This window comes from Tranquillimonas rosea, from assembly GCF_900111315.1.
Taxonomy (GTDB): domain Bacteria; phylum Pseudomonadota; class Alphaproteobacteria; order Rhodobacterales; family Rhodobacteraceae; genus Tranquillimonas; species Tranquillimonas rosea.
Genome location: NZ_FOGU01000005.1, coordinates 263,476 through 284,194, shown reverse-complemented (window position 1 = coordinate 284,194; position 20,719 = coordinate 263,476). Strand labels below are relative to the sequence as shown.

Genomic DNA, 20,719 nt, shown 5'->3' with positions numbered 1-20,719 from the left:
CTCAGGCCGCCAGCATCGGGTCCAGCTTGCCGGACCGCTCCAGCGCGTAAAGCTCGTCGCAGCCGCCGACATGGGTGCCGTCGATGAAGATCTGCGGCACGGTATGCTTGCCGTTGGCCCGCTGCATCATCGACTGGCGCTTCTCGCTGTCGCCCGAGACGTCGATCTCGGCATAGCTCGCACCCTTGTCCTTCAGCAGCCGCTTCGCGGCGTGGCAGAAGCCGCAGAGCGGGGTGGTGTAGATTTCGATGGTCGCCATTTTGGTGTCCTCTTTCCGTCGCGGGAAACCTAGGCATCCTTGACGGCCCGCGCCAGTACCGCGACCGACACGCTGGCGGCCCCCGCCGCGCGCGCCGCCTCGGCCGCCGCCCCGAGGGTCGCGCCGGAGGTCATCACGTCATCGACCAGCAGGACGTTGGCCCCCGCCATCCGAGCGCCATGCACGGGATGCGGCCCGATCGTGCCGTGGACATTGGCGAACCGGGCGTCGAGCCCCAGCCCGTCCTGGATCGGCGTCGCCCGTGACCGGATCAGCGCCCGCGGCTCGACCGCGCAGCCCGACCGCCGCGCCAGCGCGTTGGCCAGCAACGCCGCCTGATTGTAGCGACGGGCGATGCGGCGGCGCCAGTGCACCGGGACCGGCACCACCAGCGGGCCGTCGGACAGCAGCGGCGCGGCGGCCCGGTGCAGCCAGCCCACGGTCGCCGGCACGAGATCAAGCCGGTCGCCATGCTTCAGCGCCAGGACCAGCCGCCGTGCCGTGTCGCGATAGGCCAGCGCGGCGCGGCCCCGGTCCCAGGGCCGCTCGATCGTCAGGCAATCGTCGCAGATCTCGGGCGTCTCCCCATCCTCGCCGGGCAGGGGGGCCCCGCAAAGGTCGCAGACAAGACCGATGAGGAACGGCGTGTCGCGCCAGCAGGCCCCGCACAACCCGTGCGGCGCGTCGACCAGAGCCCCGCAGGAGGCGCATTGAGGGGGAAAGATCAGCTTGAGGAGGTTTTGCATTCCGCCGCTGCCCCATTACGTATGCGCCGAAAGGATGACTCGGATGCAACAGCGCCCCGAACTGACCGACCGCACCGCCCTGTTCCGCGCCCGCGCCCGCAGCACCGCGCAGGGCATGTTCCTGCACGAAGAGGCGAAGTTCGAGGTTCAGGAGAGGCTCGCGGACATTAACAGGACGTTTAGCGACGCCGCGCTGGTGACCGGATTCCCCGACACGTGGCGCCCGGTCCTGCCCGACGCGGTCGTCGTGCCGGATGACGAGATCCTGCAGCTCGAACCCGGGTCGCACGACCTCGTCGTGCACGCGATGGGGCTGCATTGGGCGAACGACCCGGTCGGGCAGATCATCCAGGGCCGGCGCGGGCTGCGGCCCGACGGCCTGTTCCTGGGCGTCGGCTTTGGCGGCCGGACGCTGCACGAATTGCGCACCGTTCTTGCCCAGGCGGAAAGCGACGTGACGGGCGGGCTGTCGCCACGGGTGGCGCCGATGGCCGAGACGCGCGATCTGGGCAGCCTGCTACAACGGGCGGGCATGGCGCTGCCGGTGACCGACACGGTGCCGCTGCCGGTGACCTATGCCAGCCTGTTCCACCTGATGCGGGACCTGCGCGCGATGGGCGAGACGAACGCGCTGAACGAGCGTGACCGCCGCGTCCCGCCGCGCGCGCTGTTCTCGCGCGCCGCCGACCTCTATGCCGAGATGTTCCCCGCGCCGGACAACCGCATCCACGCGACGTTCGAGCTGATCTTCGTGTCGGGCTGGGTACCCCACGAAAGCCAGCAGAAGCCCGCCCGCCCCGGCAGCGCGACGACGCGGCTGGCCGACGCTCTGGGGACCGAGGAACAACCGGCCCGCGACACCGTGCCACCGCGGCGCGATTGACCCCGTTGCCAAACTCGTTATCTGAGCGGGAACGTCAGAAAAACAAACGGACGGTGCGATGCTGGACGCGACTTCCAAGCCCGACGAGGGATTCTTCGACGCCACGGACGCGACGAGGCCCGACGAGGCCCCGGCAGACCATCCCAAGGTTCCGCCGGCGCGGGTCGGCGTGCTTTTGGCCAATCTCGGGACGCCGGACGGCTATGACTACTGGTCGATGCGCCGCTACCTGGGCGAGTTCCTCTCGGACAAGCGCGTCGTCGATTATTCCGCGTTCATCTGGCAGCCGCTGCTGCAGCTGGTGATCCTGTCCAAGCGCCCGTTCTCGTCCGGCGCGGCGTACAAGTCGATTTGGAACGAGGAAGCGGGCGAAAGCCCCCTGATGACCATCACCAAGGCTCAGACCGCCAAGATCAAGGCGCGGCTCAAGGCCGAATACGGCGACGACGTGATGGTCGATTTCTGCATGCGCTACGGCAATCCCTCGACCAAGTCGAAGGTGCACGAGATGGTGCGGCAGGGCTGCCAGAAGATCGTCTTCTTCCCGCTCTATCCGCAGACCGCGGGCGCGACGACCGCCACCGCGAACGACCAGTTCTTCCGCGCGCTGATGGAGGAGAAGTGGCAGCCATCGGTTCGCACGGTGCCGCCCTACTTCAATCACCCGACCTATATCGACGCGCTGGCGAAATCGGTCGAGCGCAGCTACGCGACGATGGAGCATGAGCCAGACATCTTGGTGACATCGTATCACGGAGTGCCCAAGCGCTACCTGCTGGAGGGCGATCCGTATCACTGCCAGTGCCAGAAGACGACGCGCCTGTTGAAGGAACGGCTGGGCTGGTCGGACGACAAGATCACGACGACGTTCCAGTCACGCTTCGGCCCCGAGGAATGGCTCAAGCCCTATACCGTCGAGGAAGTCGCCGAGCTGGCCAAGCGCGGCAAGAAGCGAATCGCCGTGATCGCCCCGGCCTTCAGCTCCGACTGCATCGAGACGCTCGAAGAGATCAACGAGGAGATCCGCGAGAGCTTCGAGGAGGCGGGCGGCGAAAGCTTCACCTACATCCCCTGCCTCAACGACGACGAGGCGCATATCGACGCGCTGTGCGAGGTGATCCGCGAAAACACCGCCGGCTGGCTGGGCTGACCTCGCCGCCGGACGGACGGCATCGCGCAAAGGAAAAGGGGCGGCCCCAGGGACCGCCCCTTTTTTAAGTCATGCTCGCGAAGCGATCAGTCAGCGACGACCGCAGCGACCACGGCCAGCAGCAGGAGCGGAACCACGATGCCGCCCGAGGACGACTGGGTTTCTTCCACGACCACGGCGGGCTCCATCACGGGAGCCGGCTCGGCCATGCCACCGGCAAAAGCGGAGGTGGCGGCAACCGACATTGCGGCGGCGAGAGCGAGTTTCTTCATGTCTTCCTCCAGTATCCGCCTGCGCCATTGACTTGAGGACAGCGCAGGCAACTTCAGACTATACCTCGTGACTTCGGTATATGCGGCAATTGCCGACTCATGCAAATACCGCTTGACCTCGCAAGTGCCGCTCAATGCTACGTTTCGTCAAATAAGCAACACCTGCGTTCCGACCGTGCTCATCCCGAATAGCTCGGCGATATCCTCGTTGTAGAGGCCGATGCAGCCGTTGGACGAGCGCCGCCCGATCTTGCGCGTGTCGTGGGTGCCGTGGATCCGATAGTACTGCCAGCTGAGGTACAGCGCGTGCGTTCCGAGCGGATTGTCGGGCCCCGGCGGGACATAATCCGGCCATTCCGGGTTCCGCTCCTTCATCGACGGCGTGGGGCGCCAGTCCGGCCCGTCGACCTTGCGCACGATCTCGGTGCGGCCGCGGCGGGTCAGGTCCTCGGTCAGCGGCACCGAAGTCGGGTAGAGCTTGTAGGTCGTACCCGTCTCGTCCCAGTAGTGCAGCGCCCGCGACGTGATGTCGACGAGGATCGCCCCGTTCGTCAGGTCCGAGAAGTACGGCTGCCAGTCCAGGGCCCGAAAGCTCGACGCGTTGCGCTTGACGTCGTCCGAGATGCCGCGGCGGAACTCGGTGCTGTTGGTGGCCTGGCCGAGCGCCGGCGATGCAAGCCCAAGGGCCGCTGCGCCGGTCAGGAAGCTTCGGCGCTTCATGCTGGACATGGTGCGGGTCGACATAAGCTGCCTCTCAGTTATCGCTCTTGAATTTGTGACCGTCAGTAAGCCCGTCGGGCCTGTCGCGCAAATCAAACAGGCGTCAACTCGCTTGGACAGGGCCGGATGTGGTTTGAACCGGCGCGGCATTGCCGATACATCGGCCGCTGAGCGTGCGAGGGGTGATCCATGATGCGAACCAAGATTGTCGGGCTTCTGCTGGTCGGTGCCGTTCTGGCCGGATGTGCGCCACAACCCAGCAGCCAGCTGCGCCTGGGTCCGGACGGGCGACCGCTGCCGCAGGTCTACAACCTGGCGGCGCAGAATGACGACCGCGTCCAGTTCCGCATGCTCGACGCCGTCAATTCGCTGCGCGAGGCGCGCGGCGCTCCGCCGGTGCAGCTGAACGCCGCGCTCAACGCCGCCGCCGCCACCCATTCGCGCGACATGAGCGTGCAGAACCGCCCGTGGCACTTCGGCTCTGACGGGTCCTCGCCGCTGGAGCGCGTGCAGCGCGTCGGCTACACCGGCGGCCTACTGGGCGAGAACATCTCGGAGACCTACGAAACCGAGATCGAGACACTGGCCGCCTGGATGGAGCAGCCGGACACGCGCGACATCATCGTGGACGACCGCGCGCGCGACATGGGCTTTGCCTGGTTCCAGGAGCCGTCGGGCAAGATCTGGTGGACGCTGATCCTGGGTCAGCCCAACCGCCGCTCGGTCCCCACCTCGCAGGTGCAGGCCGGTTCGGCGCTCGGGCTCCAGGGTGAGAGCGCGTCTCAGGGATAGATCGCGATCGGCGTCCCGTCCTCGACCATCGCGTAGATCTGCTCGATCTCCTTGTCCTTCACCGAGATGCAGCCGGCCGTCCAGTCGTCGGGAAGCCCCCGCCGATAAAGCGGCCCGCGCCCATGGATGAAGATGTTGCCGCCGGGGCTGAGATTCATCGACCGGGCAACCTCGACATCCTGCGGGTTGGGATACGAGATCCCGATCGACAGGTGGTACTTGCTGTTCGGATTGCGCTTGTCGATGTAGTAATAGCCTTCGGGCGTGCGCCCGTCGCCCTCGACCCGTTTGTGTCCTTCCGGCGCGAAGCCGAGGCCGACATCGTATTTCTTGAGCGTCTGCTGCCCGTGCATCAGGTAGAGTTGCCGCTGCTCCTTGAAGAGCATCAGCTGGGTTACTTCCGGACCGTCATAGGACCGGAACTTGGAATTATTCCCGCACCCCGCAATCGCGAGCACCAGTGCGAGCGTTGCCAGCACCTTGATGAGATTCATTGGTCGTTGCCTGTTTTTTCTGCCTGCGCTCGGGACTATAGCCGATCATGGGCAATCTCGGAACGGCCTTCTTGCGCTGAATCATCAAGCTTTTTCTCGATCGCGGCGAGCCGCGACAGCACTTCGTCGCGGTAGGTGTCGGTCCGCTCGTTCGATTCGACCTGGTGCGCGTCCTGCATGGAATTGACGATCAGGCCCACCAGAAGGTTCACCACGGCGAAGGTCGTCAGCAGGATGAACGGCACGAAGAACAGCCAGGCATGGGGATAAACCTCCATCACCGGGCGGACGATTCCCATCGACCATGATTCGAGCGTCATGATCTGGAACAGGCTGTAGGCGCTCTGCCCGAGGGTGCCGAACCAGTCGGGAAAGCGGTCGCCGAACAGCTTGGTCGACATCACCGCGCCGATATAGAAGATCAGCCCCATCAGCAGGAAGACCGACGCCATCCCCGGCAGCGCGGTCACGAACCCCTCGACGACCCGGCGCAGGCGCGGCGCGGCCGAGATGACGCGCAGCACCCGCAGGATGCGCAGCGCCCGCAACACGCTGATCGTCTGCGCACCGGGCACCAGCGACACGCCCACGATGAAGAAGTCGAACAGGTTCCAACCCTGCGACCAGAACCGGCGCCCCTGCCCGATCATCTTGGCCAGCAGTTCCGCGACGAACACAGCAAGGCACAGCTTGTCGAGAAGCGGGATCAGCGGCCCCGTCGCCGTCATCACCGCGTCGGACGTCTCCAGCCCCAGCAGCACCGCGTTGAACACGATCACGGCGAGAATCGTGTTGCGCACGTCCGAACGCTCCATGAAGGCGGTGAGCCTGTCGCGCATCTCTGTATCCCCTTTACCGGGCTGCGATATGGTCGCGGCTCAACCGGGCCGCAAGCTCTACGTGCGGGGACCAGCGGAACTGGTCCACGACCTCGATCCAGTCGATGCGATAGCCGGCATCGACCAGCAGCCGCGCATCGCGGGCGAAGGTGGCCGGATTGCACGACACCGCCGCGATGACGGGCGGCCCGCCCGCGGCCAGCTCGGCGGTCTGCGCCTCGGCCCCGGCGCGGGGCGGGTCGATCACGGCGGCTTCGTAGCCCTTCAGCTCGTCGGCCATCAGCGGGCGGCGGAACAGGTCGCGCGTCTCGGTCGTCACCCGTCGCAGCCCCTGCGCATGGCGCCAGCCCCGGTCGAGCGCGGCTAGCATCGCAGCCTCACCCTCGACCGCGCGGATCTCGGCCGTCTCCGCCAACGGCAGCGTGAACGTGCCGCAGCCCGCGAACAGGTCGATCACATGCCGGGCTCCGCCGACCGCCTGCCGCACCGCATCGGTCAGCGCGGCCTGCCCGTGCGCGGTGGCCTGCAGGAAGCCGCCCGGCGGCGGGACGACCTGCGCCGCGCCCAGCCGCTGAACTGGCGGACGCGCGGTCAAGATGACCTCGCCCTCCCACGACAGCCGGGCCAGGCCGTGATGGCCGGCCAGCCGGGTCAGCTCGACCGTCAGCGTCGGGTCGAGCGGCTTGCCGCCGCGCACCTCAAGGTCGACGCCGGCCTCGGACAGGGTGACGGCCAGGTCCAGCTCACCCTTGCGCGATGCGCCGGCCTCGGTGATCGCTTCGAGCGCGGGCAGCGCGTCGATCAGTGCCGGCTCCAGCAGGTGACAGTCCGGTATTTCGGTGATCGTGCCCGAGGCCCGCCCGTGGAACCCGACGAGAGCCCCCTTCTTGGTCCGCCGCCCCGAAAGTGTCGCCCGGCGGCGGCTATTGGGCGGCGACGTGGTCACGCCCCGGATCCCGGCTTCGATCCCCTGCGCGGCGAGCGCGGTGCGCACGACATCGGCCTTCCACCCCGAGACGAACGCATCGTCCGCGTGCATCAGGTGGCATCCGCCGCAGCCCTTGTAGTGGCGGCAGCGCGGGCTGACCCGTTCCGCCGCGGGCGTGACAATGCGCGGCGCGGGGATGCGGTCGCCCTCGACGGTGCCGCTGACCGTTTCGCCCGGCAGCGTGCGCGGCACGTAGACCGGCCCCGGTGCGATCCCGTCGCCGTGGCGGCCGAGCCGCTCTATGGTGTAGGTGTCCATGCCGGATCGCGTAGCCGTTGCACCGCCCGCGTTCAATCCAGCGCGTTACTCGGCCGCATCGCGATAATCCATGAAACCGCCCGACTGCCGCCGCCAATAGCGGGCATAGGTGCCGTCCTTGGCCAGCAGGTCCTCGTGGGTCCCTTCTTCGACGATCCGGCCGTTCTCGAGCACGACAATCCGGTCCATTTGGGAAATCGTCGACAGCCGGTGGGCGATGGCCAGTACCGTCTTTCCCTCCATCACCCGGTCGAGCGCCGACTGGATGGCGGCCTCGACCTCGGAATCGAGCGCGCTCGTCGCCTCGTCCAGCACCAGAATCGGCGCGTCCTTCAGGATCGCGCGGGCCAGCGCGATGCGCTGGCGCTGGCCGCCCGACAGCTTCACGCCCCGCTCGCCCAGATGCGCCTCGTAACCCGTCCGGCCCTTGAAGTCCTTGAGGTTCAGGATGAAGTCGTGCGCCTCGGCCTTCCTGGCGGCAGCGATCATTTCGTCCTCGGTGGCGTCGGGGTTGCCGTAGAGGATGTTCTCGCGGGCCGAGCGATTGAACATCGCCGTCTCCTGCGTGACCATCCCGACCTTGCGGCGCAGGCTTTCCTGGGTGACGCGGGCCACGTCCTCGCCGCCCACCTCGATCCGCCCGGTCTCGGGCGAGTAGAGCCGCAGAAGCAGAGCCACCAGCGTCGACTTCCCCGCGCCCGAGGCCCCGACGATGCCCAGCTTTTCGCCCTGCCCGATGGTCAGGTCGATATCCTCGACGCCGCCGATCTCGCGCCCGTAGGTGAAGGTCACGCCGTCGAAGCGGATGCCATCGGCCTGCGTCAGCTCGGTCGCGTCGGGCGCGTCGACCAGCGTGTGCGGCGGGGTCAGGGTGTTCATCCCGTCCTCGACCTCGCCCACGTTGGAATAGATCGCCATCAGCGTGAAACTGACCCAGCCGGTCATCTGCGCGATGCGGATCGCGATGGTCCCCGCCGCCGCGATGTCGCCCGGCGTGGCCGCACCGTTGGACCAGAGGTAAAGCGTCCCGCCCACCAGCAAGACCGGCAGGATCCCCGCCAGCGACATCAGCGCGAAGCGAAACCCGGCGGCCATGATGCCGAACTCGACCACCCGCTCGCGGAACGTCGAGATCGCCCCCAGCGCCGCGCGGTCCTCGTGGTCGGCATGGGCGAACAGCTTGACCGTCTTGATGTTGGTGATCGTGTCGACGACCTGGCCCGACACCATCGCCCGCGCCGCCGCCCGGCCCATCGCGCGGCTTCGGATGCGCGGCAGGAACCAGCGGATCAGCCCGATATAGGCAACGACCCAGAGTGCCAGCGCAAGCGCCATGTAGACGTTGATCGTGGTCAGCAGCAAAGCCGACCCGACAAGGGACGCCAGCGCGAAGAACACCACGTTGATCGTCTCGGTCGCGACCTCGGTGATCGCGCGGCTCGCCTGCATCTGCTTCTGCGCGATGCGCCCGGCGAAATCGTCGTCGAAGAACGTCACCGACTGGCCCAGCGTCCAGCGATGCAGGCGCGTCAGCACCAGCGGGTTCACGTTCGGCGCCACGATGATCGAGTTCGAGGCCGAGGACAGGCCGAACAGGACCGGCCGCAACAGCAGGAAGAACGCCGCCGCCCCGGCATAGACCCACAGGCTGTCCTGCAGGAACCCTTCGGGCCCGCCCGCCAGCGCCGCGTCGATGACGGCGCCCAGCAGGATGGCGGTCACGACTTCGGCCGTGCCGGCAAGCGCCGACAGCCCGCCGGCGATCCACAGCCAGCGCCACGCCCCCTCGAGCGCCCAGAGAAAGAACTTGCCCAGTGTCCGCGGCGGCGCACCGGCAGCCGGGCGAAAGGCGTCGATCAGCTCTGCAAGGCGTTTCAGTCCGGTCATTCGGCGGCGTCCGTCACGGCGAGGAAGCCGCCCGATTGCCGCGCCCAGAACCGCGCGTAATGTCCGTTCATGGCGACCAAACTATCGTGGTCGCCATCCTCGACAATGCGTCCGTCCTCGATCACGACAATTCTATCCAGCGCCGAGATGGTCGACAGGCGGTGCGCGATGGCGATCACCGTCTTGCCCTGCATCATCCCGCTCAACGTTTCCTGGATCGCCGCCTCGACTTCGGAATCAAGCGCGCTTGTCGCCTCGTCGAGGATCAGGATCGGCGCGTCCTTCAGAATCACGCGGGCCAGCGCGATGCGTTGGCGCTGGCCGCCCGACAGCTTGACGCCCCGCTCGCCGACATGGGCGTCGTATCCGCGCCGCCCCTGCCCATCCTCGAGATCGAGGATGAACTCGTGCGCCTGCGCCTGCCGGGCCGCGGCGATCATCTGGTCGTCGGTTGCCTCGGGACGACCGTACAGGATGTTGTCCCGCACCGACCGGTGCAGCAGCGCGCTGTCCTGCTGCACCATGCCGATCTGCCGGCGCAGGCTGTCCTGCGTGACCTGCGCGATGTCCTGCCCGTCGATCAGGATGCGCCCCGCCTCGGCGTCGTAGAACCGCAGCAGCAGCTTCACCAGCGTAGACTTTCCCGCGCCCGACCGCCCGACGATACCGATCCTTTCGCCGGGACGAACGGTCAGCGACAGCCCGTCGACCCCGCCGGCCTCGCGCCCGTAGTGATGATGCAGGTTCTCGATCCGGACCTCGCCTTCGGTCAGCCGCAGCTCGGTCGCGTCGGGCCTGTCCGTCAGGCCGATGGGATGCGCAATGCTCTCCATCCCCTCGGCCACGACGCCGAGATTGCGGAAGAACGAGGTCAGCGCCCACATGATCCACCCGGTCATGGCATTGAGCCGCAAGGTCAGCGCCGTCGCCGCCGCGACGACGCCCACCGTGGCGCTGCCGCCGGCATACATCCACACGGCCCAGCCCACGACACCGACGATCAGCACGCCGTTCAGCACGGTCAGCGCCACGTCCATGATCGTGTAGAGCCGCATCTCGGCAAAGAAGGTCCGCCGCGCGGACTCGATCGACTCGTGCGCCAGCGACAGCTCGCGGTCGTCCTGGGCGAACATCTTGACCGAGTGGATGTTGCTGTAGCTGTCGACGACGCGCCCCGTCACAGCGCTGCGCGCATCCGACGCCGCCTTGGAGGCGGGCGCGACCCGGCGCAGGGTCCAGCGGATCAGCAGGGCATAGAGCCCCGCCCACAGGATCAGCGGCAGCGCCAACCGCGGATCGGCCTGCGACAGCAGGAACGCCGAACCCACGAAATAGGCCAGGGCAAAGGTGATCGCGTCGAACATCTGGAACACGGCCTCGCCCGCCGCCGACGGCGCCTGCATGATCCGGTTCGCGAGACGTCCGGCAAAGTCGTTCTCGAACCAGCCGACGGACTGCCGCAGGACATGACCGTGCGCCCGCCACCGGAACAGGGTGCCGTAGTTCGGGATGATCGTGTTGTTCAGCAGCAGCACGTCCACCGCCTGCACCGCCGGGCGGATCAGCAGCAGGAACACCGCCACCGCGATCAGCTCGATACCGTGCCGGACCCAGACCTCGCCGGGTTCGGACGTCGTCAGGATGTCGACGATCCGGCCCATGTAGTAGATCAGCCAGACCTCGATCGCCGCGACCAGCACAGACATCAGCGTCGCAAGCGCGAAGATTCGGTAGAAGGGGCGCGAATAGTCCCGCATGAACGGCCACAGCCGCCGCGGCGGGGCGTCGTCGCGCGGCGCCTCGGCGTAGGGATCGACGAGCGTTTCGAAGAATCTGAACATCACGGGCCTCAGGTGCGGGCGGAGGCCCAACCTAGCGCATCCGTATCACAGGAACACGGCAATCGCCGACAGCGCCAGCGCGGCGGCCATGATCCGCAGAAAGACACGCCACGCCGCGTCCGTCGACAGGTACCGCCCGACGAGTCCCCCGGCAATCGTCCAGAACGTGCAGACGCCCAGGTTGATGCCCGAAAAGGCCACTGCCAGCCGCGCGGCCTCGCCCGCCGGGGACAGCCCGGCGGCATAGCCCGACGCGGCCGCCAGGGCGACGGCCCAGACCTTGGGGTTCACCCACTGGAACAGCATCGCCTCGATCACCGTGAAGGGGCGGTCGCGGGTCTCGGCCCGGGGCGAGCCCGCCCGCACTGCCAGCGTGCGCGCCATCCACAGGATCCAGCCCGCCGCCAGCAGCTTCAGAATCCACTCGATCCCCGGCTGCGTGGCCAGAAGCGCGCCGATGCCCAGCCCGGTCAGCCCCGCCGTGACGCCGACACCCAGCGCGACACCCAGGATATGCGGCACCGTCCGGCGCACGCCGAACCGCGCCCCCGACGCCGTCAGGAGGATGACGTTCGGTCCCGGCGAGAACAGCCCCGCGAAGACGAAGAGATAGAGCGGATCGATCACGTCAGATGAACAGGACCACGACGCAGGCCGCGATCATCGCCGCCATCGCCCGGTTGACCCAGACAAGCCGTTCCGGGCCGAGCTGCCGGATCAGGCTGTGCCCGGCAAAGGCCCAGGTCGACGCGCTGCCGAGCCCCACGAGCACAAACACCAGCGCCACGATCATCGCCGTCCGGGCGGGGTTCGAGCCGTCGACGAACTGCGCGGTCACGGCGATGGCCATCGACCAGCCCTTCGGATTGATCCACTGGAACGCCGCCGCCTCGACGAAGGTGAAAGGCCGCGGCGGCCCGCTTTCCTTGCCGCTGCCGCCCTGGGCCACCTTCCAGGCGATCCACAGAAGCAGCGCGGCCCCAAGAAGGCGCACGGCCTGGCGCAGAAGCTCGCTTTCCTGAAACACCTCTGCCAGGAAGAACCCCACGATGAACACCATCACCGGAAAGCCCACGGCAATCCCAAGGATGTGCGGCAGCGTCCTGCGCATGCCGAAGGTCGCCCCCGACGCCGCGACCAGCGCATTGTTCGGGCCCGGCGTCCACGCCGCGGCGATGGCGAGCCCCACGAGGGCGAAGAACAGGTCGAGCGGCATGATGCATACTTCCGGACGGCGATCCCACGACAGACCAGCCGGCGGCGGGATTCAAGCCAGAAGCGCGTCCCGGTCCAACGTGAATTGTGATGCGATCCATCGCCGTTCCAGATCGGCCAGCTTCGCGCCCAGCTCGGCGCCGCTGTATTCGGGCATCAGATCCGCCGCTCTGACCGGAAAGACCGCCTCTGCCCCCCGGATCAGGTCCGCCTCGAGCGTGGCGGGCAGCGGCGCCTCGAACGTCACCGCACGCAGCAGTTCGATGTCGTGCGCGGCCTCGGCGCCGTGGCGATAGGCAAGCTCGGCCGTCCCCGCCTCGTCCCCAATGCCAGCGCGCAGGACGTCCAGCCGCCGTGCCTCGATCTTCGACAGCCTCAGGCGCGTCGCGGTCTCGTCCCCACCCAGGCAGGCGAGCCTGCGCAGCGCGTCGGGCGCGGTCCCGGTCTGCTGTTCCAGGTGAACCAGCGGGGCCAGCCGCTCGGCATCGGCGCCGGGCAGGACCTGGCCCAGCGCGCCGCAGGCCTGCATCGAAGCCACGCCGGGCGCCGGATCGGGTGCGGCCAGAAGCTTGCGCATCTCGTGGCCCACCCTTTCGCGCGAGAGGCCGGCAAGCCCTTCAATCGCGTCGGCGCAGGCGGCCAGGCCCTCGGCGTCGAGCCCGGCTTCGGCATCGCCGTACCAGGCATGGAAGCGAAAGAACCGCAGGATCCGCAAGTAATCCTCGGCAATCCGGCGGGCCGCTTCGCCGATGAACCGGACATGCCGCCGCGACAGGTCGCTCAACCCCGTCCCCATCGGGTCCAGAACGTTGCCGTCCCCGTCGGCATAAAGCGCGTTCATGGTGAAGTCGCGCCGCGCCGCGTCCTCTTCGACGGTGTCGGCAAACGCGACGACCGCGTGGCGCCCGTCGGTCTCGACATCGCGGCGAAAGGTCGTGACCTCGTGCGGCATGCCGTCCGACACCACCGTCACCGTACCATGCGCCACGCCGGTCGGAACCGGCTTCAGCCCCGCAGCTTCGGTCAGCGCGATGACCGCGTCGGGATGGGCGTCGGTGGCGATGTCGATGTCGTCCACCCGGGCCCCCAGCAGCGCGTTGCGCACGCAGCCCCCGACGAATAGCGCCGTGTGCCCCCCGTCCGAGAGTGCGGTCATCACCGCACGGGTCGCCTCGCGGGTCACGAAGGTATGGTCCAGCCGGGTCATCGCATCGCCTCGGCAAAGCCACGCAGGATCCGGGCGGTCGCGCCCCAGATGTAGTAGGGCCCCCACGGCACGGCATAGTAATAGCGGCGGCGCCCCTGCCACCGGCGTCCCTCGACGCGGAACCGGGCCGGTTCCGTCGCGTGCGACAGCGGCACGGAAAAGACCTCGGCCACCTCGCCCGCCTCGGGCACGGGGTCGAACGGCCCCTCGATCCAGCCCACGAGCGGCGTCATCGTGAACCGGGTGACCGTCTCGTGCGGAGGCAGCGTGCCAAGAAGCGTGACCCGCTCGCGCGGCAGGCCGATCTCTTCCTCGGCCTCGCGCAGCGCGGCGGTGGCGGCATCGCCGTCGCCGGGTTCGATCTTGCCGCCGGGAAAGGCGATCTGGCCGGGGTGATGTTTCAGCGCCGAGGACCGCTTGGTCAGGATCACCCGCACCGCGCCGTCCTGCGCATGCAGAGGAACAAGGACGCCGGCCCCGCGCAGCGCATGCTGGCCAGGACCGGCGCCCTCGGTGTTCAGGTCGAAATCGGAACTCGGCCGGCCCGGTGCCGCCAGACGATCGGCGATCCGGGCGCGGATGTCATCCGTCGTCATCGTCGCGCTTGCTCGCCTCGAATCCCAGCGTCGCCGGGTCGAGCTCGTAATGCGCGCCGCAGAACTGGCAGTCGGCGGTCACCAGGCCCTCTTCGGTGGTCATGTGCGCGATGTCCTTGGCCGAATAGATCGACATGCTCTGACGCACCTTGTCCTCCGAGCAGGTGCAGCCGAACGACACCGGCTGCGCATCGAAGACCCGCGGCGCTTCCTCGTGGAACAGCCGGACGAGAAGGTCCGTCGGCTGCACCTTGGGTCCGATCAGCTCGACCTCTTCCACCGTGTCCAGCAGCACGTTCGCGCGGTTCCAGTGCTCGGCCTCCTCGCCGTCGAGGATGTCCTCGGGCTTCATCAGGCCGCTGTCGCCGGATCCGCCGTCGGCGCCGGGGGCCAGCGGCGACGCCTCGGGCATGTGCTGCAGCATCACGCCGCCGCCGCGCCAATGGGTGTCCTGCCCGTTCAGCTGCGATTCGCCAAAGCTCAGCGCGAAGCGGGTCGGCAGCTGTTCGGACTGGGCAAAGTAGGTCTCGGCGCAGGATGACAGCGACCCGCCGGCGATGGGCGTGATGCCCTGGTAGGGGGTCATCCCTTCGCCCTGGTCGATCAGGATCGCGAAATAGCCCTTGCCGATCAGGTCGAACGGCTCCTTCCCCTCGATCGTCGCCTCGCGGTCATAGCTGGCATAGGCCCGGATGCGCGCGGGGCGTCCGTCGTCGGACGGCGCGAAATAGTCGGTCGCGATCAGACGCGCCGGACCGTCGCCGCGGACCTGCAGGGACAGCTTCCAGCGCAGCTTGATCGTCTGCCCGATCAGCGCGGTCAGCAGCGCCGCCTCGGCCACGAGCGCCTCGATCTCGGGCGGATAGTCATGCTGTGCCAGGACCTGTTCCAGGACACCGTCGAGCCGGGCGACGCGGCCGCGAATATCCGAACGGTCGAGCTGAAAGGGAAGGACGGTGTCGTCCCAGGCGATCTGAGATCCGAGGGTCATGGGGTTTTCCTGCGGCTTTTGGCTTGGCATACCGCGTCTACCTAAGGACAACAACAGACGGTCCAAGGGGCACGCGGCATGGAGCAGACATGATCAGACGGTATGGCGAAACGGTCGAGAACGGCCGCACCTACGTGTTCCGGCCCGGCGTCTACGCGATCCTTCCGCGCGGGGAAAGCCTGTTGCTGACCCACCAGACCGAGCCGCACCCCGAGTTCCAGCTGCCCGGCGGCGGCATCGATCCGGGCGAATCCCCCCTGCGCGCCCTGCACCGCGAGGTGCTGGAGGAAACCGGCTGGCGCATCGCCGAGCCGCGCCGCATCGGGGCCTTCCGCCGCTTCACCTACATGCCGGAATACCGCATCTGGGCCGAGAAGGTGTGCACGATCTACGTCGCCCGCCCCGTCAGCCGCCACGGTGACCCGCACGAGGCCGGTCATTCGGCGCACTGGGTGCCCGCGCCGCTGGCCGCCGGCATACTCGGCAGCGAGGGCGACCGGGCCTTCACCGCGGATTACTTCGGCCTGGGCTGATCGCACCGCCCGTATTCGATCAGGATGCCGGACAGGTCGTCGGTCAGATCATCGGTTCCGGAGTGATCCGCGACGTCCCACATCAGCGCGTCGAACAGCGCCTGGCCTGACAGCGTGCGGCTGCGCTCGAGCGAGGCCGCGACGCCACTCTCGCCCAGCAGGCCGCCGGCGGCGTCCATGCATTCGGTCACGCCGTCCGACACGATCAGCAGCCTGTCGCCCTGCCCCAGCCGCGTGGTGACACGGTCGAAATGCGGCGCGGGCAACAGGCCCATCGGCATGCCCCCCGTACCCAGCCGCTCGATCCCGCCGGACGTGCGCTGCACCAGCGGCAGGGGATGCCCGGCCAGCAGCAGGTCGACCTGTCCCGTGCCGGACTCCACGACGCAGAGCACCATGGTGAAGTAGTGTTCGGTCGTCAGGTCCTCGAGCATCAGGGTGTTCAGCCGCGTCCCGATCTCGCCGAGGTCCCGCACGATCCGCCGCCCGTCATCGCGCGTTTCGAGCGCGACGTTCTGGTCGGCCGACACGGGGCTCAGGAACCCCGCCAGCCGCGCCGTCAGCAAGGCCGGGGCGATACCGTGCCCGGAGACGTCGATCGCCCAGAACCCGACCCGCCCGTCATCGGCGCGGAAATGTCCCACCATGTCGCCGCCGACATGACCGCAGGACTTGAGCGTCAGCGTCCCCTCGACCGGGCCGACGGAGACGCTGCGTTCGCGCAGCAGGGAATGTTGCAGCTTCCGCGCCTCGGCCAGGTCGCGGTCCAGCGCGGAATACAGCGATTGGAGCTGCGCCAGTGTCGACGACACGACGCGGTTGCGCGCTCGCAATTCGCGGCCCATGCGCACCAGCCGGTCGGCGGCGGCGATGCGCGCGCGCAGTTCCTCGCCATGCACGGGCTTGGCCAGGTAGTCGTCGGCGCCGGCATCCAACCCCTCGGCGATGTCGCAGCTTTCCGAGCGCGAGGTGAGCAGGATGAAATAGACATAGTCCTGCCCGGCCCGTGCCCGCAGTGTCTTGCACAGGTCCAGGCCGCTCATCCCGTCCATGACCCAGTCGCTCAGGATCAGGTCGACCCGCTGGTGCGCGCACATATCCAGCGCCTCGACCCCCGATCCGGCCTCGAGCACGGCATAGCCCCAGCGCGTCAGCGACAGTGCCAGCAGCTTGCGCTGCAGGGCGCTGTCATCGGCCACCAGAACCGTGCGGACACCTTCGACGGCCTCGGCGGCCGTCGTCTCGGGTCGGTCATGCTGGGCCTCGGTCAACATCTGCGGAATCCAAATCGTACCCGGCGACCATCGGCGCCGGGCGGTTAAGATGCCGTGAAGCGCCGGGCAGCTGCCGGCGTCAGACCAGGAATTCGGCCAGCGTCACGTCATTGGTGATGTCGCGATAGACGAACTCGGCCGCATCGAGCCTCTGGAACAGCGACGGAAAGTTCGCCGCGTCGTCGGTCTCGATCCCGATCAGGACCGAACCGAAGTTCCGCGCCGACTTCTTCAGATACTCGAACCGGGCGATGTCGTCCTTCGGCCCCAGCATCTCGAGAAAGTCGCGCAACGCGCCGGGCCGCTGCGGCAGCCGCAGGATGAAGTACTTCTTCAGCCCGGCATAGCGCTGCGCCCGTTCGCGCACCTCCGGCAGCCGCTCGAAGTCGAAATTGCCGCCCGAAGTGATGCAGACGACGCTCTTGCCGCGGATCTCGTCGGCCAGGTCGTCCAGCACGTCCAGCGCCAGCGCCCCCGCCGGCTCCAGCACGATGCCCTCGATGTTGAGCATCTCGATGATGCGGGTGCAGATCCGGTCCTCGGGCGCGATGCGCACGTTCTTGGGGTCGACGTCGCGCAGAACCTCGAAGGTCTTCGCGCCGATCCGGGCGACGGCGGCGCCGTCCACAAAGTTATCCACACCGTCCAGCGTCACCGGTTCTCCGGCCGCCAGCGCCGCGGTCAGGCTGGCGCCGCCCTCGGGCTCGACAAGGATCATCCGGGTCTGCGGCGCCATGTCCGAAAGGTAACGCCGGATGCCCGAGGACAGGCCGCCGCCGCCCACCGGCATGATGACGATGTCGGGCGGCGTCTCCATCTCGGCCAGGATCTCCGCCGCCACGCTGGCCTGCCCCTCGATCACGTTGGGGTCGTCGAAGGGCGACAGGAAATGCCCGCCCGCCTCGTCGCAGAAGGCCTGCGCGGCGGCGAGCGTGTCGTCGAAATAGTCCCCGGTCAGCTCGATCGTCACCGCGTCGCCACCAAAGGTCCGGGTTTTCTGGATTTTCTGCTGCGGCGTGGTCACCGGCATGTAGATCACGCCGCGCACGCCGAAATGCTGGCACGCAAAGGCCACGCCCTGCGCGTGGTTTCCCGCGCTGGCGGCGACGAACAGGTCCTGCTCGGGATGCTCGGCCCGCACCTTGCGCATCGCGTTGAAGGCGCCGCGGATCTTGTAGGACCGCACGGGCGAGAGATCCTCGCGCTTGAGCCAGAGGTCGCAGTCATACTTCTGCGACAGGTAGGCGTTGCGCATGCAGGGCGTCGCCGGAAAGACGGCGCGCATCCGCGCGGTGGTGGCGAGGGCGGCATCGGCGAAATCGGTCATGCCCCTGATGTGCCTCGCCCACGCGTCGTGCACAAGCGCCCGTGCTTGCCCCCGCGTCCGAAACCGAGTATCCGCCGCCCGGCCCGCGACAACAGGAGACACCCCGCATGGATGCGCCGAAGAAAGTCGTTCTCGCCTATTCCGGAGGCCTCGACACCTCGATCATCCTGAAATGGCTGCAGACCGAGATGGGCTGCGAGGTCGTCACCTTCACCGCCGATCTCGGCCAGGGCGAAGAGCTCGAGCCCGCGCGGAAGAAGGCCGAGATGATGGGCGCCGCCTCGATCCACATCGAGGATCTGCGCGAAGAGTTCGTCCGCGATTTCGTGTTCCCGATGTTCCGGGCGAACGCGGTCTACGAGGGGCTGTACCTGCTGGGCACGTCGATCGCGCGTCCGCTCATCTCGAAGCGGCTGGTCGAGATCGCCGAGCAGGAGGGCGCCGACGCGGTCGCCCACGGCGCCACCGGCAAGGGCAACGACCAGGTCCGGTTCGAGCTGGCGGCCTATGCGCTGAACCCCGACATCAAGGTCATCGCACCCTGGCGCGAATGGGACCTGACCAGCCGGACCAAGCTGATCGACTTCGCCGAGAAGAACCAGATCCCGATCGCCAAGGACAAGCGCGGCGAGGCGCCGTTCTCGGTCGATGCGAACCTTCTGCACACCTCGTCCGAGGGCAAGGTGCTGGAGGATCCGGCACAGGACGCGCCGGACTACGTCTATCAGCGCACGACCAACCCCGAGGATGCGCCGGACGAGCCGCAATTCGTCGAGATCGGGTTCGAAAAGGGTGACGCCGTGTCGATCGACGGGCAGGCGATGTCGCCGGCCGAGATCCTGACGCGCCTGAACGAGTTGGGCGGACAGCACGGCTGCGGCCGGCTCGACCTGGTCGAGGGGCGGTTCGTCGGCATGAAGTCCCGCGGCATCTACGAGACGCCGGGCGGCGAGCTGCTGCTCGAGGCGCATCGCGGCATCGAGCAGATCACGCTCGACCGCGGCGCGGCGCATCTCAAGGACGAGCTGATGCCCCGCTACGCCGAGTTGATCTACAACGGCTTCTGGTTCTCGCCCGAGCGCGAGATGCTGCAGGCCGCGATCGACCGCAGCCAGGAACACGTCACCGGCACTGTCCGCCTGAAACTCTACAAGGGCAAGGCGCGCACCGTGGGCCGCTGGTCCGAGCACAGCCTCTACTCCGAGGCGCACGTCACCTTCGAGGACGACGCGGGCGCCTACGATCAGAAGGACGCGGCGGGCTTCATCCAGCTGAACGCCCTGCGGCTCAAGCTGCTCGCCGCGCGCAAGCGCCGGCTCAAGGGCTGACCGGCCGCACCCTCCCGCGTCACGGACACGACGGCCCCGCGCAGCACTCTGCCGGGGCCGTTTTCGTCTCAGGGGGTCAGGCCAGGGCGTCGGCCACTTCGGGCCGCGCCGACCACTCGGCATACCACGTCCGGAACAACCGGTACTGGTCCTCGAGATAGTTGCGCTGCGCCGCGTCCAGCGCGTCGCTCTTGTTGAAATGCAGGGTGTAGGCGCTGTCGCCGTTCATCACCATGAGGTGCTTGTAGTAGAGTACCAGGTCCGGCCCCTCGTCGAAGGACGACAGGACGGCCAGCGCCTCGTCCAGCTCCTTCGCGTACCGGCGGGCTGCCACGTCGCCCTGGGCCGCGCGCTCGCACAGGGCGACCAGGTGCAGCACCTCGCGCGGCAGGGCGTTGCCGATCCCGGTGATCGCGCCGGTCGCGCCGCAATTGACGAAACCGTGGAACACGTTGGTGTCGACGCCGGCCATCAGGGTCACATCGCGGTCCTGCGAGGTGATGTTCTCGGCCGCATAACGCAGATCCGCGGCGCCGCCGAATTCCTTGAACCCGACGAGGTTCGGATACTCGGACCGCAGCGCAAAGAACAGCTCGGCGCGGGTGGCAAAGCCGTAATAGGGACTGTTGTAGATCACCGCCGGCAGGTCCGGCGCGGCGGACAGCACCGCCGAGAAATGCGCCTTCTGCGCCGCGCTGGACGTGCCCCGCGACAGCACGCGCGGAATCACCATCAACCCCTGCGCCCCGACCTCGGCGGCGTGGGCCGCATGTCCGACCGCCTGCGCGGTGTTCACCGCCCCGGTCCCCACGATCGTCGGAATCCCGGCCGCCACCAGCCGCGCGACCCCTTCCTTGCGCTGCGCATCGGTCAGCAGCGGCCAGTCCCCCATCGACCCGCAATAGACCACCGCCCGCATCCCCGCCGCGACAAGCCCACGCCCCGTCTCGACCAGCGCGTCGTAGTCGGGCTGCCTGTCGGGCGTGCAGGGCGTCATCAGCGCCGGGATGCAGCCGGAAAAGATCGTCTCGGTCATGTCGTCAGTCCTCTGGTCTCTGGGGCGGTTCGGGACCGCCGGTGTGTATGATGTCAGCGCGCACTCCGACCGTGCGGAGCGCA

22 protein-coding genes are annotated in these 20,719 nt (G+C 68.0%); 5 read left to right on the top strand and 17 right to left on the bottom strand.

Annotation, left to right across the window (positions count from 1 at the left end; all coding sequences use genetic code 11):
- Position 1 precedes the first annotated feature (1 nt).
- Positions 2-259, bottom strand: a complete 258-nt coding sequence (gene grxC / locus BMZ25_RS10585; RefSeq protein WP_092693286.1) for a glutaredoxin 3 — start codon at positions 257-259, stop codon at positions 2-4.
- A 29-nt stretch (positions 260-288) separates the two neighbouring features.
- Positions 289-1,005: a double zinc ribbon domain-containing protein gene (locus tag BMZ25_RS10580; protein ID WP_092693283.1), complete on the bottom strand. Its 717-nt coding sequence runs from the start codon at positions 1,003-1,005 to the stop codon at positions 289-291.
- Positions 1,006-1,048: 43 nt separating this feature from the next.
- Here BMZ25_RS10580 and BMZ25_RS10575 point away from each other — a divergent pair, with 43 nt between their 5' ends.
- Positions 1,049-1,888: a methyltransferase domain-containing protein gene (locus BMZ25_RS10575; protein ID WP_092693279.1), complete on the top strand. Its 840-nt coding sequence runs from the start codon at positions 1,049-1,051 to the stop codon at positions 1,886-1,888.
- Positions 1,889-1,946: 58 nt separating this feature from the next.
- Positions 1,947-3,038 (top strand): ferrochelatase, encoded by a 1,092-nt coding sequence (gene hemH, locus BMZ25_RS10570; RefSeq protein ID WP_092693277.1) that lies wholly within the window; start codon positions 1,947-1,949, stop codon positions 3,036-3,038.
- Positions 3,039-3,124: 86 nt separating this feature from the next.
- Here the strand turns inward: hemH and BMZ25_RS10565 are convergent, their stop codons facing one another.
- On the bottom strand, positions 3,125-3,310 hold the full coding sequence (locus BMZ25_RS10565; RefSeq protein ID WP_092693275.1) for a hypothetical protein: 186 nt from the start codon (positions 3,308-3,310) through the stop codon (positions 3,125-3,127).
- 147 nt (positions 3,311-3,457) lie between these two features.
- Entirely contained in the window at positions 3,458-4,054 is a 597-nt protein-coding gene (locus BMZ25_RS10560) for a L,D-transpeptidase (protein WP_092693273.1), read from the bottom strand.
- Positions 4,055-4,219: 165 nt separating this feature from the next.
- Here BMZ25_RS10560 and dalA point away from each other — a divergent pair, with 165 nt between their 5' ends.
- Positions 4,220-4,822, top strand: coding sequence for a divisome-associated lipoprotein DalA (gene dalA / locus BMZ25_RS10555; protein WP_092693271.1), 603 nt, complete (start codon positions 4,220-4,222; stop codon positions 4,820-4,822).
- On the opposite strand, the gene BMZ25_RS10550 is transcribed toward dalA, so the two are convergent.
- From BMZ25_RS10550 to hslO, 10 genes are read right to left on the bottom strand one after another with little or no spacing between them, the layout of a single operon-like run.
- Positions 4,813-5,316, bottom strand: coding sequence for a L,D-transpeptidase family protein (locus BMZ25_RS10550; RefSeq protein WP_092693270.1), 504 nt, complete (start codon positions 5,314-5,316; stop codon positions 4,813-4,815). The two genes, dalA and BMZ25_RS10550, sit on opposite strands and share 10 nt — an antisense overlap.
- A gap of 35 nt (positions 5,317-5,351) precedes the next feature.
- Entirely contained in the window at positions 5,352-6,155 is an 804-nt protein-coding gene (locus BMZ25_RS10545; protein ID WP_092693267.1) for an ion transporter, read from the bottom strand.
- Between the two features lie 13 nt (positions 6,156-6,168).
- Positions 6,169-7,401, bottom strand: a complete 1,233-nt coding sequence (locus BMZ25_RS10540; RefSeq protein WP_092693264.1) for a class I SAM-dependent RNA methyltransferase — start codon at positions 7,399-7,401, stop codon at positions 6,169-6,171.
- Between the two features lie 45 nt (positions 7,402-7,446).
- The gene (locus BMZ25_RS10535; RefSeq protein ID WP_092693262.1) at positions 7,447-9,288 is read right to left on the bottom strand and encodes an ABC transporter ATP-binding protein; all 1,842 of its coding nucleotides are present in this window, start codon (positions 9,286-9,288) and stop codon (positions 7,447-7,449) included.
- The gene (locus tag BMZ25_RS10530; protein WP_092693260.1) at positions 9,285-11,129 is read right to left on the bottom strand and encodes an ABC transporter ATP-binding protein; all 1,845 of its coding nucleotides are present in this window, start codon (positions 11,127-11,129) and stop codon (positions 9,285-9,287) included. The genes BMZ25_RS10535 and BMZ25_RS10530 overlap by 4 nt, the downstream gene beginning before the upstream one ends.
- A gap of 45 nt (positions 11,130-11,174) precedes the next feature.
- Positions 11,175-11,756: a LysE family translocator gene (locus tag BMZ25_RS10525; protein WP_092693257.1), complete on the bottom strand. Its 582-nt coding sequence runs from the start codon at positions 11,754-11,756 to the stop codon at positions 11,175-11,177.
- A 1-nt stretch (position 11,757) separates the two neighbouring features.
- On the bottom strand, positions 11,758-12,345 hold the full coding sequence (locus tag BMZ25_RS10520) for a LysE family translocator (RefSeq protein ID WP_092693255.1): 588 nt from the start codon (positions 12,343-12,345) through the stop codon (positions 11,758-11,760).
- Positions 12,346-12,396: 51 nt separating this feature from the next.
- On the bottom strand, positions 12,397-13,551 hold the full coding sequence (locus BMZ25_RS10515) for a CCA tRNA nucleotidyltransferase (RefSeq protein WP_092693252.1): 1,155 nt from the start codon (positions 13,549-13,551) through the stop codon (positions 12,397-12,399).
- Positions 13,548-14,147, bottom strand: a complete 600-nt coding sequence (locus tag BMZ25_RS10510) for an NUDIX hydrolase (RefSeq protein WP_092693250.1) — start codon at positions 14,145-14,147, stop codon at positions 13,548-13,550. The genes BMZ25_RS10515 and BMZ25_RS10510 overlap by 4 nt, the downstream gene beginning before the upstream one ends.
- Positions 14,134-15,138 (bottom strand): Hsp33 family molecular chaperone HslO, encoded by a 1,005-nt coding sequence (gene hslO / locus BMZ25_RS10505; protein ID WP_092693248.1) that lies wholly within the window; start codon positions 15,136-15,138, stop codon positions 14,134-14,136. Before hslO ends, BMZ25_RS10510 begins: the two co-directional genes overlap by 14 nt.
- A gap of 89 nt (positions 15,139-15,227) precedes the next feature.
- On the opposite strand from hslO, the gene BMZ25_RS10500 reads away from it, so the two are divergent.
- On the top strand, positions 15,228-15,671 hold the full coding sequence (locus tag BMZ25_RS10500; RefSeq protein WP_092693247.1) for an NUDIX domain-containing protein: 444 nt from the start codon (positions 15,228-15,230) through the stop codon (positions 15,669-15,671).
- Here BMZ25_RS10500 and BMZ25_RS10495 read toward each other — a convergent pair.
- Positions 15,653-16,945, bottom strand: coding sequence for a PP2C family protein-serine/threonine phosphatase (locus BMZ25_RS10495; protein ID WP_092693245.1), 1,293 nt, complete (start codon positions 16,943-16,945; stop codon positions 15,653-15,655). The two genes, BMZ25_RS10500 and BMZ25_RS10495, sit on opposite strands and share 19 nt — an antisense overlap.
- A 79-nt stretch (positions 16,946-17,024) precedes the next feature.
- The gene (gene ilvA, locus BMZ25_RS10490) at positions 17,025-18,272 is read right to left on the bottom strand and encodes a threonine ammonia-lyase IlvA (RefSeq protein ID WP_092693242.1); all 1,248 of its coding nucleotides are present in this window, start codon (positions 18,270-18,272) and stop codon (positions 17,025-17,027) included.
- Between the two features lie 107 nt (positions 18,273-18,379).
- Between ilvA and BMZ25_RS10485 the strand changes: the two genes are divergently transcribed.
- Positions 18,380-19,600, top strand: a complete 1,221-nt coding sequence (locus tag BMZ25_RS10485; protein ID WP_092693239.1) for an argininosuccinate synthase — start codon at positions 18,380-18,382, stop codon at positions 19,598-19,600.
- Between the two features lie 76 nt (positions 19,601-19,676).
- Here BMZ25_RS10485 and BMZ25_RS10480 read toward each other — a convergent pair whose 3' ends face one another.
- The gene (locus BMZ25_RS10480; RefSeq protein WP_092693237.1) at positions 19,677-20,636 is read right to left on the bottom strand and encodes a dihydrodipicolinate synthase family protein; all 960 of its coding nucleotides are present in this window, start codon (positions 20,634-20,636) and stop codon (positions 19,677-19,679) included.
- Positions 20,637-20,719: the final 83 nt, after the last annotated feature.